Origin of the sequence: Klebsiella sp. BIGb0149 (assembly GCF_004362605.1) — a bacterium.
In the GTDB taxonomy this organism is placed as follows: Bacteria; Pseudomonadota; Gammaproteobacteria; order Enterobacterales; family Enterobacteriaceae; genus Klebsiella; species Klebsiella terrigena.
Genome location: NZ_SNYG01000008.1, coordinates 33,018 through 47,787, shown reverse-complemented (window position 1 = coordinate 47,787; position 14,770 = coordinate 33,018). Strand labels below are relative to the sequence as shown.

16 protein-coding genes, 1 tRNA gene and 2 pseudogenes are annotated in these 14,770 nt (G+C 42.7%); 10 read left to right on the top strand and 9 right to left on the bottom strand.

Annotated features, from left to right (window positions below; all coding sequences use genetic code 11):
• Window positions 1-108: 108 nt before the first annotated feature.
• Both EDF75_RS23170 and EDF75_RS23165 read right to left on the bottom strand, forming a co-directional pair.
• Window positions 109-687: a class I SAM-dependent methyltransferase gene (locus tag EDF75_RS23170; RefSeq protein ID WP_133601025.1), complete on the bottom strand. Its 579-nt coding sequence runs from the start codon at window positions 685-687 to the stop codon at window positions 109-111.
• A complete protein-coding gene (locus EDF75_RS23165; protein ID WP_133601024.1) occupies window positions 687-1,700 on the bottom strand; it encodes an HNH endonuclease in 1,014 nt (337 codons plus the stop codon). The genes EDF75_RS23170 and EDF75_RS23165 overlap by 1 nt, the downstream gene beginning before the upstream one ends.
• A 281-nt stretch (window positions 1,701-1,981) precedes the next feature.
• Here EDF75_RS23165 and EDF75_RS23160 point away from each other — a divergent pair.
• From EDF75_RS23160 to EDF75_RS23150, 3 genes are all read left to right on the top strand, one after another.
• Window positions 1,982-2,066 (top strand) — tRNA-Leu (locus EDF75_RS23160).
• Between the two features lie 198 nt (window positions 2,067-2,264).
• Window positions 2,265-2,465 carry an integrase family protein gene (locus tag EDF75_RS27435; protein ID WP_133601023.1) on the top strand — a complete coding sequence of 67 codons (201 nt, stop codon included), beginning with the start codon at window positions 2,265-2,267 and terminating at the stop codon, window positions 2,463-2,465.
• A gap of 81 nt (window positions 2,466-2,546) precedes the next feature.
• A complete protein-coding gene (locus tag EDF75_RS23150; protein WP_133601022.1) occupies window positions 2,547-3,701 on the top strand; it encodes a DUF6035 family protein in 1,155 nt (384 codons plus the stop codon).
• Window positions 3,702-3,767: 66 nt separating this feature from the next.
• Here the strand turns inward: EDF75_RS23150 and EDF75_RS23145 are convergent, their stop codons facing one another.
• The 4 genes from EDF75_RS23145 to EDF75_RS23130 form a co-directional block, all read right to left on the bottom strand.
• Entirely contained in the window at window positions 3,768-5,804 is a 2,037-nt protein-coding gene (locus tag EDF75_RS23145) for a hypothetical protein (RefSeq protein ID WP_133601021.1), read from the bottom strand.
• 4 nt (window positions 5,805-5,808) lie between these two features.
• On the bottom strand, window positions 5,809-6,240 hold the full coding sequence (locus tag EDF75_RS23140; RefSeq protein ID WP_133601020.1) for a hypothetical protein: 432 nt from the start codon (window positions 6,238-6,240) through the stop codon (window positions 5,809-5,811).
• Window positions 6,237-7,271, bottom strand: a complete 1,035-nt coding sequence (locus tag EDF75_RS23135) for a hypothetical protein (protein WP_133601019.1) — start codon at window positions 7,269-7,271, stop codon at window positions 6,237-6,239. The genes EDF75_RS23140 and EDF75_RS23135 overlap by 4 nt, the downstream gene beginning before the upstream one ends.
• Before the next feature lie 101 nt (window positions 7,272-7,372).
• The gene (locus tag EDF75_RS23130; protein ID WP_347876912.1) at window positions 7,373-8,371 is read right to left on the bottom strand and encodes a ComEC/Rec2 family competence protein; all 999 of its coding nucleotides are present in this window, start codon (window positions 8,369-8,371) and stop codon (window positions 7,373-7,375) included.
• Between the two features lie 623 nt (window positions 8,372-8,994).
• On the opposite strand from EDF75_RS23130, the pseudogene EDF75_RS23125 reads away from it, so the two are divergent.
• From EDF75_RS23125 to EDF75_RS23100, 6 genes and pseudogenes are all read left to right on the top strand, one after another.
• Window positions 8,995-10,033: pseudogene (locus EDF75_RS23125) on the top strand (IS3 family transposase).
• Between the two features lie 326 nt (window positions 10,034-10,359).
• Window positions 10,360-10,881, top strand: a complete 522-nt coding sequence (locus EDF75_RS23120) for a DUF2778 domain-containing protein (RefSeq protein ID WP_133601017.1) — start codon at window positions 10,360-10,362, stop codon at window positions 10,879-10,881.
• Window positions 10,856-11,134: a hypothetical protein gene (locus EDF75_RS23115; RefSeq protein WP_133601016.1), complete on the top strand. Its 279-nt coding sequence runs from the start codon at window positions 10,856-10,858 to the stop codon at window positions 11,132-11,134. The genes EDF75_RS23120 and EDF75_RS23115 overlap by 26 nt, the downstream gene beginning before the upstream one ends.
• Window positions 11,135-11,188: 54 nt before the next feature.
• Window positions 11,189-11,350: pseudogene (locus tag EDF75_RS27430) on the top strand (DUF2778 domain-containing protein); the annotation flags it as partial.
• Window positions 11,331-11,852 (top strand): hypothetical protein, encoded by a 522-nt coding sequence (locus EDF75_RS23105; protein WP_133601014.1) that lies wholly within the window; start codon window positions 11,331-11,333, stop codon window positions 11,850-11,852. The pseudogene EDF75_RS27430 and the gene EDF75_RS23105, both read left to right, overlap by 20 nt.
• A 1-nt stretch (window position 11,853) precedes the next feature.
• Window positions 11,854-12,339: an Hcp family type VI secretion system effector gene (locus EDF75_RS23100; RefSeq protein ID WP_133601013.1), complete on the top strand. Its 486-nt coding sequence runs from the start codon at window positions 11,854-11,856 to the stop codon at window positions 12,337-12,339.
• A 105-nt stretch (window positions 12,340-12,444) separates the two neighbouring features.
• Here EDF75_RS23100 and symE read toward each other — a convergent pair whose 3' ends face one another.
• Complete coding sequence (gene symE, locus EDF75_RS23095) at window positions 12,445-12,780, bottom strand: endoribonuclease SymE (RefSeq protein ID WP_133601012.1); 336 nt, start codon at window positions 12,778-12,780, stop codon at window positions 12,445-12,447.
• 323 nt (window positions 12,781-13,103) lie between these two features.
• Window positions 13,104-13,349 (bottom strand): helix-turn-helix transcriptional regulator, encoded by a 246-nt coding sequence (locus EDF75_RS23090; RefSeq protein WP_133601011.1) that lies wholly within the window; start codon window positions 13,347-13,349, stop codon window positions 13,104-13,106.
• A 125-nt stretch (window positions 13,350-13,474) separates the two neighbouring features.
• Here EDF75_RS23090 and EDF75_RS23085 point away from each other — a divergent pair, with 125 nt between their 5' ends.
• Window positions 13,475-13,732, top strand: a complete 258-nt coding sequence (locus tag EDF75_RS23085; protein ID WP_133601010.1) for a helix-turn-helix domain-containing protein — start codon at window positions 13,475-13,477, stop codon at window positions 13,730-13,732.
• 73 nt (window positions 13,733-13,805) lie between these two features.
• Here the strand turns inward: EDF75_RS23085 and EDF75_RS23080 are convergent, their stop codons facing one another.
• Complete coding sequence (locus EDF75_RS23080; RefSeq protein WP_243733550.1) at window positions 13,806-14,648, bottom strand: energy transducer TonB; 843 nt, start codon at window positions 14,646-14,648, stop codon at window positions 13,806-13,808.
• Window positions 14,649-14,770 lie beyond the last annotated feature (122 nt).

Sequence of the window (14,770 nt, the reverse complement as noted above, 5' to 3'; positions counted from 1 at the left end):
GGGGTGGCGACGCCTGGCAGAAGGAGGTGTGGGGGAGGGGCGTGGGTGGGGCGAGAAACGAAGAGCGGCCAGAGTTCCCCCCGGCGGCGAGGGGAAGGGAGCGCAGGCTCAGGCCTTCAGCAGCAGCGCATTCAGCCAGGTTTCGCTGCGCTCCGGGCGCTTATCCAGGGTTTGCCACATCCGCGTGATGTCGATATCCGCCAGAGCGGCGACCAGCGCCGTGAGGCCCGCTTCATCGAGGTCGGTAAAGCGTCGCCCCTCTTTTTCGCGCTCGCCGGTCCCGTATTTAAACGAGACGTACCAGACGCCGCCGGGTTTAAGTGCCGTCGCCAGCCGCTGCATCACGCCGGGCAGCTCATCGCCAGGCACGTGCAGCAGCGATGCGCAGCACCAGATCCCATCGTAGCGCGCGGTTTCGCTGATGTCGGTAAAGCTGCGCTGACGGACCGGCAGCCCGCTGTAGCGCGCCGCCCGCGCCACCATTTCCGAGGAGGCGTCAAAGGCCTCGACCCGATAGCCCATCTCTGCGAAAGCTTTCGCATCGCGCCCGGAACCGCAGCCGGCATCGAGGATCAGCTCCGGCGGCGTTAGCGCCTCAACGAAGGGGGTATACAGGGAGGACATATCGACAGCGACGGTGGCGGTAAAAAAGCTGTCGGCGTTGTGTTGGTAATAGTTGATGGTCATCAGAAGATATCCGGCCCGGCGGCCTGGGGCTCCCATTCATGAAGCAGGGTAATACGCGCGGTATTCCAGGCGTTGTTTAAAAAATCATGCCGGCGCGCCGGCGTGCTCCCGGTCTGACGGATGAGCGTTTCACGCAGCGGCAGGTGGCTGGTAATAAAATATTCGTTCCTGTCGCGCAACCGGTAGAGTAATTTTTGCGACGGCACCCGCATAAACTTGCCCCGTTCGCCGCGGTTGCAGCTCCGGCAGGCGAGGACCAGATTCCAGACGCCGTTGATATTGCCCACCTCATGACGTGCGCTCCACGGGATAAAGTGGTCGACGTCGGCCAGGTTCTCGTCGCCGCTATCGAGGCTAACCGGCGCGTAGCAGTAGAAGCATCGTCCTTTTTGGTAGCCGTTGAGGCTGTCGCGACAGCTGGAGATGGCTACCCGACGGGCGCTGCTGGCGCTGAACAGCTGCTGTTCGGCCGCATCGTATTCGATGGCGATCAGGCTGCGGGAGACGTTCATCGCCCACGCCTGCTCGACCAGCCGCCAGCGGGCCTCGGTTTCATGGATCAGGTTCGGGTACTGCTGGCGTTCGGTCAGCCGGTAAAAGCTGTCGGTCAGGCGGATGCCCCTGTGCGTTTTGCGCTCGTCGATAAAAAAGCGCTTATCGATTTCGCCCTGATTGACGTTGTGAAACTTATCCAGCACCACGCTAAAGCCGAGCTTCACCGTGGCGGCGGTGAGCCGATCCTGGCTTATCTCCCGGCGGTTAAAGCTGTCGCAGGTATTAAGGAACTGGCTTCTGGTGGAGGTGATCTGCTTCGGCGCCTGCTGCAGATGGCGGCACAGATGCTGGCTGAAGGGCAGCGCCAGGTCTTCGAGCAGGATCAGGTCGCTGCCGTCGCGGCGGACGTCGTACAGGGCGTGGGCCAGCGCGAACTTATAGGAGGCGACGTTCTTGCCAAACAGAATAATGCCGCGCCAGTAGTTCTCCAGCGTGGGTTCGATCTGATAGAAACGCATAGCGGGCACCCTGTTATTGGGAAAGTATCGGCGTTATTACGCGAACCAATAACAGGATCTGATAACAAATGGCTGAAAATGTAAACCGCCCTGAGGCATTTGCAGTTTTTTGCGAGCAGGTTCGGAGATAAGTGCCTGAGAGAGCAGGGGAGCGCGCGGGTTAGCGCGGTAAAAGGCGGGTTACGCTGTTTTTTTCGACACTTAGCGTAGCCGGCATACGCTGTTGCTTGCATGGCAGCCAACGACAGGTATAATCCACAACGTTTCCGTATCCCTTCTGTGCCGGAGTGGCGAAATCGGTAGACGCAGTTGATTCAAAATCAACCGTAGAAATACGTGCCGGTTCGAGTCCGGCCTTCGGCACCATCGGAACATCAATAGACGTCAACGGACGTCTTTTTTTGTGCCTGAAATCCAGTATCCGCAAGGCTTTCCTCGCTTTTTCACTCAACCTAAGTCAACCTGATTCAATCTACATCAACTTACTGATGCGGGTACAACTGCGGGTATATCCCGGTTCGATTATGTTTGTACCCACACAGGACCCTTGAAAGGATACTCATCATGGCTCTGAGTGATGTGAAGGTTCGTTCGGCAAAGCCGGAAGCAAAAGCCTATAAGCTGACTGACGGCGAAGGCATGGTTTTGCTGGTTCACCCTGAGCATCTTGATGAGCGGCGATTGATGCTGCAATGGTGGGCGGATTATCTGGATGTAAATTGGGAGAAGGTGATTAGTCCTTTTGATTATGGGCATCATATATAAATAAACTTCATTTGTGCTTTGAAGGTAATTTGTGAGCAATGATTGAGAATTAATTAAGCAAATTATAGGATAAATTAAATAATGAAGTTAAGAAATATGCCATCTGTTTTCCTCACTATGCATGACCTGCATTTAGATGCGAACGAATTTTTGGATAATTGTAGTGATGAGGATTTTTTCAAGTTTAGGAGGGAAATTGAAGAGGCTCGAAAAAAATTCCCTATTGCACTATGTAGTGTGTGTTATCAATCAGTGGTTTTAAGAGGTGATGCGCATAGAACAAAGTTCTTTGCGCATACAAAAAATTCAGCCGATTGTCCTATAAAGACAACAACAAACTTAACTGAAGATGAGTTGCGTGCTCTAAAATACAATGGGCAAAAGGAGGGAGTGGCCCATAAAACAAACAAAGAAAAAATAGCGAAACTATTATTACTTGATGATTTGTTTGAAGATGATGTTAAAGTTGAAGCAACATTTCGTCAAGAGAATCATGTAGGGATTGCTAAGGAATGGCGTAGGCCAGATATAAGTTGCGTATTAAAGTATTCGAATATTCCATTGGTTATTGAACTACAGGTGTCAACCACATTTTTAGATGTAATCATAAATCGTGAGGCGTTTTATAGACGTAATGGGGTATATATATTATGGGTTTTTATATCATTTGATCCTGATAAGTTTACAACTTTAGATATAGCATATGGGAATTTTGCAAATGTTTTTGTATTTGATGCCGAGGCTAAAAGCGAGTCTGAAAAATTTCAGAAGCTCATGTTGAAATGTTACTATAGAAAGCCACATATTACTGAATTAAATACGATATCTTATGCCTGGGAGTGTGAGTTAGTTGATTTTAATATTTTATCATTCGAAGAGAAAAGTAAAAAAGTCTATTATAAAGATACTGAGTACATGAAGGAAACAGCAATAAGTGAAATTTATAATAGGGAGCAAGAAGTCAAAAGAATGCGAGAGCAGGTCGAGTTGGCACGACAAAATATGAATTGTTTAAATAGAGAACGGACTACTGAAAAATTTAATGAAACTACAAACAAAAGGCCTATAAACCATCAATATAAGAACAAGCAACATAGAGTTAATATTTCTTTATTAAAATCAGTACAAAATAGAAAAAACCATGAACTTGCTCAATGTAATAACTGTGGGTTTATTGGGGAAGTGAGAAAAATAGGAACGTCAGTATTATGTGCAAAGTGTTTTCAACCAGTTTAGGGTTGCTGAAACCATAGTTATTAATAACTATGGCTTCAGGTTGTTATTTAATATACTTGTGTGATTTTACCGAGAACCAACACATTTTTGCTCATGCGGATCAATATCAATAAGTTTATATTTTTGATTTTCTTTTAATTTAGTAAAGATTTTATTTAGGTTTGCAGTATTTGACTTATCTTTTGTGTCTTTTGATATACACATTATTGTCTGTTTATTAGATGATGCAGCATATGTAAGCAATGCAACCATGCTTTCTACATTCATTGCATGTTGGCCTGGTTCATCGAGTATTAAAAAGCCTGGGTGGTTAGCTGAAATATCCAAAAGAGTTAGATAGAATGCCCATTGGGCCCGAATGAAATCACTTGCGGAAGAACTGAGTCTTATTGTTTGAGTATCACGACCAGTAATAATTACAGGAAGTAGTCTTGATGGGGGTTTATTTTGAATTGCAATATGATAAATATGATTGCTAGTATAGTTGAAATACTCAGAACCTAGTAGTATCTTAAATTTCTCTAAAAAGAAGGCTATCTTGATATTATCTCTTTCGTCTGATGACCTAAGTGAGGATTTATGATCTTTTAATTTAGTAAACTCTACTACTAGATCTTTTAGATCTGTCTTTATAGCTTTAAATGAAGTTAGTAGTTTTTTATATTGTTCTATTTTTTGCGATATAGTTAGTTCGTTTAATATATCAGTTCGTAGGGTCGAGTCTTCAAAAGAAGAAATATCTTTTCTCAGGTTTTTTATTTCATTTTTCTTTAAAGAAATTTCATTGACCAAATAATTACTAATGTTATCGAACTTAGAGTCTAGCTCATTATGTTTACTGATATAAGATATGTAAAGATTTCTCTGGCTTTTGAGAAAAGCTATGGAATCTCTATAATTCATTTTTGAATTTGTAACATTTAATCTTGATTCAATATCAAGTTCGTGATCGCAAAGTGGGCATAAAGAAGATCTTTTATCTTCAGGTAGAAATGCATCTAACTTTAGAGCACTATCTAATCTATCTATTTCAATATCTAATTTATTTATTGATTCTTTATATTCATTTATTTTTTGTTTTTCTGATATCCGTTCTATATTTAATGTTCTAAGCTGTCGGTTTATTAACGAAATTTCTGATTGTAATTTTCTCTGTGCATTTTTAATTAACTCTGGTGTTAAAGACGATTTTTTTTCTTTTATTTTCTTTATGGTTAATGTTAGTTCATTATCTAATTCAGTTAATTCTTTTTCGAGCGTGATCCATTCTTTTTTATCCGTCGATATCTTACTCAATGAAGACATTGAAATGTTTTTTAAGTCATTACTATGGATATCCGTATTGATCCCTTTTAAGATAAAGCCTTTTTCAGAGGCTAATCCATCAATTTTTTCATATTTTTTATCCCACAATGATTTAATATTTTTCTCCTCTTGAACTAGAATATCCTTTTTAAATTCATTCTCTAAGCTTTCTAAATTTAAAAGAAATTCTATTAATTTTTGTTTAGCATCTTTTATTCCAAAATTAGGCATTTGAGCGAAAAAATCAGACCAACCTTTAGTTTGTTCAATTAAAGCACAAGGAAATATGTTTTGTAGGTATAAATGCTTTACTTGATCAGTATTTTCACTGTAGGTTTTAGGTAACTCTATCCCTAAAAAAAGAGTTAGCCATTTATAAAAACCTGAAGCTCTATCATGATCTCCGGAAGTGTGGACTAAATATGATTTAGTATTTCCATTCTCAGTAATTATTATTTTGTTTTTGTTTTCATCAATGTTGTTTTTTATATATCTTTTTAAAGTTGCAATTCTATTATTGTGACTGATTTCTAATTCTGCTTTGGATTCAGTGATGGTATAAGTTTTTCCATCATAATCGAATTCTCTAGTTATGCTTTTATCTAGTATTAGATTTCGATTTCCACCAAGCAGTTGCTCCATACCTAAGCAATAATAAATACAAGAAATAATTGTTGATTTACCACTAGAGTTATGTCCAGTAATGATATTCAATCCAGAATCAAAGTTATATGAAAAGCCATATTCTTCTACTGAACCAAAAACTCTAGCATGAAGATTTATACTATTTATTTTCATAAGATTACCAAAGCAGCTTGTTGTTTTGTAGTTTTTTAACTGTCAGTTTTTTGGTTATTTCTCTAGCTGATGTATTAATATCCTTAAATAATTCTTCATTAATCATTTCTTCAACATATGAATTTCCATTATCAGTTATTTTTACTGCCATTTTTCTGTTTTTATAATCAATGTCGAGTAATTCATAAGAGTATAATAACAATATTATTGGCTTGATTAATGTATTTACATTCCAAAGTTGAACATAATTATAATCTAAGTTCTTTGTCTTGTTTATGATGTTGTCGAAGGCAAAGCTTATGTATTCTAAATTGACGGATTTACTTTTTCCTTTTAAAGCGTAATAAATAGTAAATAATACTATTGAAGAATATATCTCATTTGTATTAGAGCTACTAGCTAAAATTCTTCGCTTATTTAATTTGATTTCTATCATGAGTCATCTTCCAAAAAGTCTAAATCACAATTAGCGAGCCAAAAAGCAATATCTTTATTACGCAATAAGAGTATTTCATCTTTTTGTAAACCGTGAGGGGATAGGCTATCGGACAAAATATTTAGATAATCAAGCTTAATATCTTGATATCCTTTATTTGCCTCTGCGCGGTTATTAACGTATAAAGTCATATCCTCTCCACCGAATACTTGGTGTGCGGTTGAGTAGCTAGTTTCAATATTTGGATAGTTAATCATCCTTGCTCGAGCAAAATTATTTCCAGAAAGCAGATTAAGGATTATTTTTTTCTTTTCTTGCTCAATTTTACTTGCAACGTGTAATACATTTATTTTTCTGTCTATATTTTTTTTGTATTTTTTATTCTCTTCTAAGTTTCCCCAGTCATGAATTACTGACTCTATATTTTCATCCTTTAGCATAAGCAAAGATTCTTTTAATATTGAACTGCCAAAATCATAATCATTGCTGTTATTTATTTTTAATGAATCGTGAATATCAATAAAACAAGAGGCGTTACTACATCTAATTTTTCCAAATAAACCATCATCAGGAATGGAGGATATAATACCTACTAATACTAATTGTTGATGAATTTTAATAAAAACACCCGCGCCCGATATTCCGTGTAGGGCGCTAGCCCCCCATTGGCCAGAAGAGTCTTCCATAATGCTTTTGTCAATATTTATATAATAATAAAAGTCGTCAAGTTTTTCTATTTGTTCTTTTGAATATAATGAAGCAGGGTTCTTATTAAGATGGCTTCGGCATCTGGATATTAATTCCAAATTTGGATGGGGTATTGGGTTAAAAAAACATATTTCTTCAAGATTGTTAACGTCCCCATCTAAAACTAGAAGTGCAATATCACGCTTCTTGCTTTCATTAATATTACCTCGTAGTTCATTAACTTTATAAATCCGTTTTTTTTCATCCATTATTTGTATTAAATGTCTATAGTCGGAAAGATTAAGAATTAATGGCTCAAGAACATGAAATGCTGTTGCTAGCATGATTTCATTATTGTTTTTAAATATAACAGCACATCCGATGAAATTATCTGATATATAAACGAATGCTGTTACTCTGCATAGGTTATTGATCTGGTAGCAAGTCATAAAATGATCTCATTGGTGACGATTTTGAAAATTTCAATATCAAGCTCTGCTTCATTTATGATTTCGAATTCTGATGCAGATTGATAATTAAAATAAAAATAAATCTTAGGGAATCCAGCGTTAATAGCATAACTGATTATCTTATTTATTGTCTCTATATCGGGGTGATTATAAGGACGGCTACCATCGGTAGAAATAATAAATCTATTGCAATTAATTAAGCTTAATAATTCCGATGTTGTATTATGTTTACTTCCATGATGAGATATTTTTATAATATCAAGATTTATTTTTTCTATCTGTTGGTTTTTAAGAAAAGTTTTTAATTGTTTTGAAATTATTCCAGGATGAGCATCCCCTAACATCAAGGCTTTTTTATTTTTATATTCAATAAGACATGCTATAGATGTTGAATTTAATAAATCATTGATTGGGTTTTTTACTAAATCATCTGGTGTTACTTTAATGTCAATTTTGAGCTTCTTTTTTTGCACCGATACAAACTCGTCGCCGTAATCTTTTTTATTTAATTCTTTCTCTATTTTTATCCATTCTTCTTTTAACATATAGATATGTTCTAATATTGGCGATAAAATCGTGATCTCGATATTTTTTAAAGATAACACATCTCCTGAAAATAGCGGTTTGCTTTTTAACTTAAGTGTGGATATAAGAGCCGATAGTGCAGATCCGTGGTGAAAACCAACTTCATCATTGTCTTTATATCGTATTAGATCTAATGTATTTCCAAAAAAAATCAAATCTGGATGCAGATCATTTCTTTGAGCTTTGGATAAAAATTTTAAAAATCCACCAATATGATCGTAGTCGATGTGCGTGAGTAAATAGAATTCAATATCTTTGATTGGAGGTAAAGAAGGATTACGGTTCTTCCTTAAAGTGGATGGAGTACCGCTATCAATGAGCATGTGGTTCCCCTCCCATGACAACAGAAGTGAATCTCCCTTACCAGCTTTTAAAATCCCTATTCGCATATCATCCATTACCCTAAGGAGTAAGATTAGCGTTAAAATTTGTTTAATGCTATCATCATTTGTTCTTTTTTTGAACTGTATGTATTTACACTGTTTTTATATTCAGTAATTAATGTTATATATATTGAATGTAGCTTAATCATAAGGTGTTCGTCTCTATTCATAATTTTGTTTTCATTAAATGAAATGCTATTTTTATTTCCTATGAAATATTTGTTCTTCTATTAATACGGAAGGGTATTATGAGTTAGTTAGGATGTGTAAGAATTATTTCATCAGTAAAAGATGGTTGATTATTATGAGTAGGGTAATTCAGTCCCTAAAATTTTCTTAAAAAGAATGGTTGATTTTTATCTAATGTAATATGTAATGGAGGTAGGCTCATATCATATTTTCTGCGTTAAAAATTAATGAGTTATAGTAACTATGAAGTCAAGTTATTCAAAGGAACTCAGCTTGCTTTAGTATTAGTTCAACAGCATAAAGTGTATTATCTAGGGGGGGCTTGTACTTATGATCTCTTCCCAGAAAACAGTACCCGTCTAAACTGAAGTATCCGGTCTTTCTTCCTGCTCACAGAGAGGCTTATTGCCATGAAAAAGACTCGCTAGACCGAAGAACAGATTATATTTACGCTGAAACCGGCACCCGCGTCGGGGAAGTCTGCAGAAAGATGGGCATTTCTGAGGCCACTTTTTACAACTGGAAGAAGAAATTTGCCGGTCTGGGCGTAACAGAATTCTGTCGTTTGCGACAGTCGGAGGATGAAAATCAGCGGCTGAAAAAACTTGTGGCTGATCTGAGTCTGGATAAAGAGATGCTGCAGGAGGTACTGAAGCAAAAGTTCTGAGGCCGGCTCAGAAGCGTCAGGCGGTGCATTTCCTGCGGGAGGCTTATCGTATCAATGTCCGGCGTGCTGATGCAAAGCAGAACCGTTTACCACTGACAGAGTCGGCGGGATGATCGGGCGATAACCCTGCGCATCAGGGAAATAGCAGAAACCCGGATCCGCTACGGTTGCCCGCGTATTCACATCCAGTTGCGACGGGAAAGCTGGCGGGTTAACCACAAGAAAACACACCAGATTTATTGTCTGGAAGGACTGAATCTGCGTCGAAAGCGTCCGCGCAGGCATGTCAGTGCAGCACATCGTCAACAGCGTCCCATTCTGACCGGTATCGATCAGTGCTAGAGTATGGATTTCGTGTCGGATAATCTGTTTAACGGACGGCGTTTTCGGGCGTTAACTGTAATGGATAATTTTAGTGGCGATCCAAGCCGGAAAGTCGCTGCAGGGCGAGGATGTGGTCGGTGTGATGGAAGGATTACGGGTACTGAGTAAACGCCAGCCTGTGCGTATTCAGACAGATAACGGCAGCGAGTTTATCTCGAAGAGTCTGGATAAATGGGCGTATGAAAACGGGGGTGACAAAGGACTTCTCCTGCCCCGGAAAGCCGACAGATAATCCGTTTATTGAATCATTTAACGGTAGTCTGCGGGATGAATGCCTGAACATTCACTGGTTCCTGTCACTGGAAGATGCACAATATAAACTCGACAACGGGCGCAGGGAATATAATCATGAGAGAACACATTCATCATTAAATGACATGACTCCGGCTGAATTTATCCGGAGCCTGCAAAAAGACGACGATCTCTGATTTATCACTGTACTGATTTTGGGCCAGGGTCAAAAAAACGGAAACCTCAAAAAGTGCGTGGAACTAAAATGGGTATGCTTACATGTCAGCTCAAAGCTTGTGAGTATATGCTTAGCTTAAACTCTGTCTGCATCTCAGCCAGGTTCCTGAAGAGTACATACATATCCTGATAAATTTCATTATTTGCCATAACCCATCTCCTATCGCCATAAGCTTGCTATCAACAAAATAAGGTTATTTAAAATAAAATCATAAAGTTAAAATGGACTGTCGGCTAAACAGCTTATACCCTAATCCGCATGTTATAAAATTGTATTGGGTGGTTTATGGCTCTACAAGGAAAGTTGATTTTAAATGGGGCAGACTATGCACCTTTCAACCTGTACGGCGTGGGCGTGTTCATGGCTTTTTCCGGTAACGGTGTTTATCGAAACAAGGGAGCGTGTAGCGCTGTAAAAGGGGATGGCCCGTTGCCTCCTGGCAAATATTGGATAGTTGATCGTGGTGCTGGCGGGCTCTTTTCAGGATTGAAAGCCAAAGGACAGGATACATGGAACAAGGTTAGGCACGGCGCAGAGTTTGGACGTGATGAATGGTTTGCTCTGTATAAGGATGATTGGGGCATTGATGACGGAACCTGGATTAACGATGTTTACCGTGGATTATTCCGACTTCATCCTGGAACATTATCCGAGGGCTGCATAACTATTGGCCATAACTCCGACTTCGCACAAATTCGCAATGCATTGATGAACACATCGCTTATTCAGGTTCCGTGTATGCGCTCTCTTATGGCTCGTGGCTGGGTTGAGGTAGTGGCTAATGGCAACACCAACACTTGCCCGTAGATGGGGCGTAAGATTGCTAAAGACGGCTCTATTTCTGCTGATCGGTATGGCAATAGGGAGAATATTAGGCAATCCAGAAATTTACATTAATCATGCAATTGCATCAAAGATAAGTGACCTTTTTTACGGCGATATTAACGCAGAAACCATGTATGACACTTATTTTTACCTTGACGTTCTAACGGTGGTTATTGCCACTACTGTTATTTATTTCATAACGATGAAGTTGATCAGAAAAATAAGGCGCAAATGAAATGCCAATCCCTCCGTACATATGGTTAAAGATGATGGCGGCGCAGACTGTAGTGGCACGCTGTCAGAAGGTTGTATCACCCTTTCACATGATTCAGATTTTGCCATGTTACGCAACGCGTTACTGAGAACACAGCAGGTAGATGTTCCTTGTATGAGTAAACTAAAAGCATACGGCACAATTGAGGTGATTGCCAATGGCAAAACATGCCCTTAGCTTGTTCATTAAGATAGCATTGTTTTCTGTGGTTATGCTGATTGTCTCTGAGGTGATTCCTTACGACGGTTTAGTCAGTTCAATCATTGCTCTTTTCGATTTCCGAAGTGCCAGTAATTTTACTCGTTTCATACTAGGTGAACCTGATTTAGAGATGTGGGAATCGTTACATATTTACTTCGCTATCCTGATTAATACCCTGATCAGTGTTCCTGTTATAAGTACGATTATTACTGCCTACAGCGGTGTTACACGAAAAGTGAGTCCGGCTCGCCTCCCTGAGGATTGGATTTTATCCACGCTGCGGCGTTTGGCTAAGTTATTTGCGTTCACGTTGTTGTTCTGGATGCTTTTCCGCTTTCTGCCTTACCAGATTTTTTTCCCCGATGGAGAAACATATTCAGCTCTCATTATTGCGGCAATCATGACTTTTAATTTGTTGCTAACGGTGGCTTGTTATGGGGTCGTTATGAATAAAATCACAACCAAAAGGAGTTTGTAAAATGCCTATTCCGGCTTATATGTGGCTTAAAGATGATGGTGGCGCAGATATTAAGGGATCTGTAGACGTTAAGGATCGTGAAGGGAGTATCGAGATTATTGGTTTTAGCCACGGTTTGAACATTCCGGTGGACGGTGCCAATGGTAAGATCACTGGCAAGCGATCGCACTCTCCGATGATGATTGAAAAGGAGTTTGATAGCTCCAGCCCGTATCTATATAGAGCCGTATCTACGGGGCAGACGCTGAAAAGCGCGGAGATTCGCTGGTATCATATTAACGATGCAGGGCAGGAAGAGTGCTACTTCATTATGACCCTCGAGGGCGTGAAGATTACAGGCGTGAATCCGGGTATGCCAAACGCTAAAATGGCTGGTAACGCGCAGATCAATCATATGGAATCTATTGCTCTTATGTACGATAGAATCACATGGCGCTATGTCGATGGTAACGTGCAGTATACCGACGACTGGAATGTGAGGGCTTAGTCAACGTTACTGAGGAAAGGCGTTTACACAGAATGATGTACAGGATCTTTTGGGAGACAGAAAGTAGTGCTCCTGTCTCCACAAATACTCACCAGCGCAGAAGCATTAATTCTTTATGTCCCGTTTCCCCGCAATCACCCCAATAAACTCCCGGACCTGCTTCTGCTTCCTCGCCGACAGCTTCTCCACCCGACGCATCGCTTCTTCCAGCTCGGGTTCCGGCTCAACCGCCGTCAGCACGATACAGCCCGCCATGACCCGAACCTCTACCTTCGCACCCGTCGCGAACCCGGCCGCCTCCAGCCACTGGCCCTTCATAACGATAGCCGGGATACGGGTATAATCCGGAAAGCGGCTCGCATAGCTCACGGTAAGCTGGCGCTTATTTTTCACCGGCGCTTCTGCATCGAATGAATCTGCAATACAATCGGTCTCAGTCATAATTGCTATTCCCACTTAATAGTGATTGTGATGAGCGATGCGGGTGTGTTGGCGCACATCCGCATTGCGTTAAATAACACCTGTAAACTTATCCAGTAATAAAGACAAAGTCCAGCGGATAATAAAACTTAATCGGCGCCTTCTGGCTTATTTTAAGATGCAGGGGAAGATATTTAATCTTTATGTGTTTAGCGCATGAATAGAATAAATGAATGGATTTGTTTTCTTATTAATAATGAAATGGTTTAACGTCAGATATTATTACCAACCATCGGGAAAAACGTCAGTCTCGCCGCCTCATCCTACGAATAAACCCGCTCGTCTCAGCGCTGATACCAGCCCGCCACCACTTCTGCCAGATCGTCCTCGACCGTATAAAAATAACAGGCCGGGATATTCAGCACTTCCGCCAGTCGGCAGGCCAGCGCGAAATCGGGGGTATGGATGCCGCGTTCATACTGGTTCATCCGTGCGCTCGCCGTCGCCTCATCGATACCCGCGAGGATACCCAGCTTCTGTTGGGAAAGTCCCGTTCTGAGACGGGCTTCTTTTAAACGGTGCGGCAGCATGGTGATCCTGAAAGGCTGGAAACAGAATCACGATTTTGGTAGCTGTTAGTTGAAAATGTACTAAGTATTACTTAGTGTTGTGGCGAGAATATGAACGACTTCACTAACGCAAAGGAATGAATGAGATGAACAGAACCGATATGCATCCGGCTGATATTATTGCGCAATTGAAAAAACGTAACCTGTCGCTGGCGGCGGTATCGCGCCAGGCGGGGCTGAGCTCGTCAACGCTGGCCAACACGCTATCCCGCCCCTGGCCCAAGGGCGAGTTTCTCATCGCCCAGGCGCTGGGGATCGACCCTGCGGAAATATGGCCGAGTCGTTACTTCGATCGGCAGGGCAACCCGATCGACAGAAAGAAGCTGATTCGTACAAAGTTCTGAACGATCCGCTTGCGAAGGTGCGGCCCGGGTACTCCGGGCGCTGCTGCTTCTCGTATGCGCGTCGGTACGTTCTTCACCGACGCATCTCTCTGAGATCGAAACGAATCGGGAGCGTCACGCTGAACGACGGCTGTCCCGCCCGGATATCATCCGGCGGCGGAGGCAGCGGGGCGGCCCGCTTCGCCAGCTGCTCCGCTTCCCGGTCCAGCGAATCCACCCCGCTTGAGCGGAGTAACTTTGCCGCCAGCACGTTGCCCTGACGATCCAGGGTGATGCTGATATACACCACCCCCTGTCGCTGCTGGCGGAGCGCCACGGCGGGGTAGCGCTTAAAGCGGCTCAGGTGTGCCAGCAGCTGCCCGCTCCAGTCCGAGCTCATCGGGTTCGCCTGCGGCGCCGCCATGTTCTGCGGCGCCGCAACCTGCCTGTCGTTCATCGAAGGCGGCGCGCTGGTATCCGCTGCGGCAGACGTTTTTGACGGCGTCACCTCCCGTTCAACCGCTGTTTTAGGCGGCGTCGGGTCTTTGCGCTTCGCGGGCTTGCTCTTTTTGACCGCCGGGGGCGTCTTCGGCTCCGTGCCCTGCGGAGACTGGGTCAGGGCTGGGCGGGTCTCCTCTTTCACCTCCTCCTTCTGCGTCACGGGCCGGCTGCTGGGGAGGGCGTGCGTCTGGAGTACCCCGGTCGGCATTTTCTCCGGGCTGGCGACGGACTGCGTCTGGCTGGACAGCATTAACACCACCATCGGCGCGGCCGCCGGTAGCGGCGGCCGCGGGCTGGACTGATAGCAAAGCCAGCCCAGCAGCATCACGTGAAGGAGCAGCGTCAGCAGACCTGCGAAAGTCCACCGCCTTCCCGCTCCCCGCTCCCATTCCTGGGGGAAAAGCGGGACAGCGGAGAGTGCGTTTTTATTTAACATGGAAAAGTTACCACCGGTACAGGAGAGCGTGTCGTCGCGAGCGCAATGCCGCGACGTTAATCAGCGTCGGATAACAAACAGGACACGCTGCCCGGCAGGAAAGGGCATGTCTGGTGGGAATA

Bases quoted from the DNA above. Each gene is read 5' to 3' on its own strand.
- EDF75_RS23170 (WP_133601025.1), bottom strand. From the start codon at position 687: ATGACCATCAACTATTACCAACACAACGCCGACAGCTTTTTTACCGCC.
- EDF75_RS23165 (WP_133601024.1), bottom strand. From the start codon at position 1,700: ATGCGTTTCTATCAGATCGAACCCACGCTGGAGAACTACTGGCGCGGC.
- EDF75_RS27435 (WP_133601023.1), top strand. From the start codon at position 2,265: ATGGCTCTGAGTGATGTGAAGGTTCGTTCGGCAAAGCCGGAAGCAAAA.
- EDF75_RS23150 (WP_133601022.1), top strand. From the start codon at position 2,547: ATGAAGTTAAGAAATATGCCATCTGTTTTCCTCACTATGCATGACCTG.
- EDF75_RS23145 (WP_133601021.1), bottom strand. From the start codon at position 5,804: ATGAAAATAAATAGTATAAATCTTCATGCTAGAGTTTTTGGTTCAGTA.
- EDF75_RS23140 (WP_133601020.1), bottom strand. From the start codon at position 6,240: ATGATAGAAATCAAATTAAATAAGCGAAGAATTTTAGCTAGTAGCTCT.
- EDF75_RS23135 (WP_133601019.1), bottom strand. From the start codon at position 7,271: ATGCTAGCAACAGCATTTCATGTTCTTGAGCCATTAATTCTTAATCTT.
- EDF75_RS23130 (WP_347876912.1), bottom strand. From the start codon at position 8,371: ATGCGAATAGGGATTTTAAAAGCTGGTAAGGGAGATTCACTTCTGTTG.
- EDF75_RS23120 (WP_133601017.1), top strand. From the start codon at position 10,360: ATGGCTCTACAAGGAAAGTTGATTTTAAATGGGGCAGACTATGCACCT.
- EDF75_RS23115 (WP_133601016.1), top strand. From the start codon at position 10,856: ATGGCAACACCAACACTTGCCCGTAGATGGGGCGTAAGATTGCTAAAG.
- EDF75_RS23105 (WP_133601014.1), top strand. From the start codon at position 11,331: ATGGCAAAACATGCCCTTAGCTTGTTCATTAAGATAGCATTGTTTTCT.
- EDF75_RS23100 (WP_133601013.1), top strand. From the start codon at position 11,854: ATGCCTATTCCGGCTTATATGTGGCTTAAAGATGATGGTGGCGCAGAT.
- symE (WP_133601012.1), bottom strand. From the start codon at position 12,780: ATGACTGAGACCGATTGTATTGCAGATTCATTCGATGCAGAAGCGCCG.
- EDF75_RS23090 (WP_133601011.1), bottom strand. From the start codon at position 13,349: ATGCTGCCGCACCGTTTAAAAGAAGCCCGTCTCAGAACGGGACTTTCC.
- EDF75_RS23085 (WP_133601010.1), top strand. From the start codon at position 13,475: ATGAACAGAACCGATATGCATCCGGCTGATATTATTGCGCAATTGAAA.
- EDF75_RS23080 (WP_243733550.1), bottom strand. From the start codon at position 14,648: ATGTTAAATAAAAACGCACTCTCCGCTGTCCCGCTTTTCCCCCAGGAA.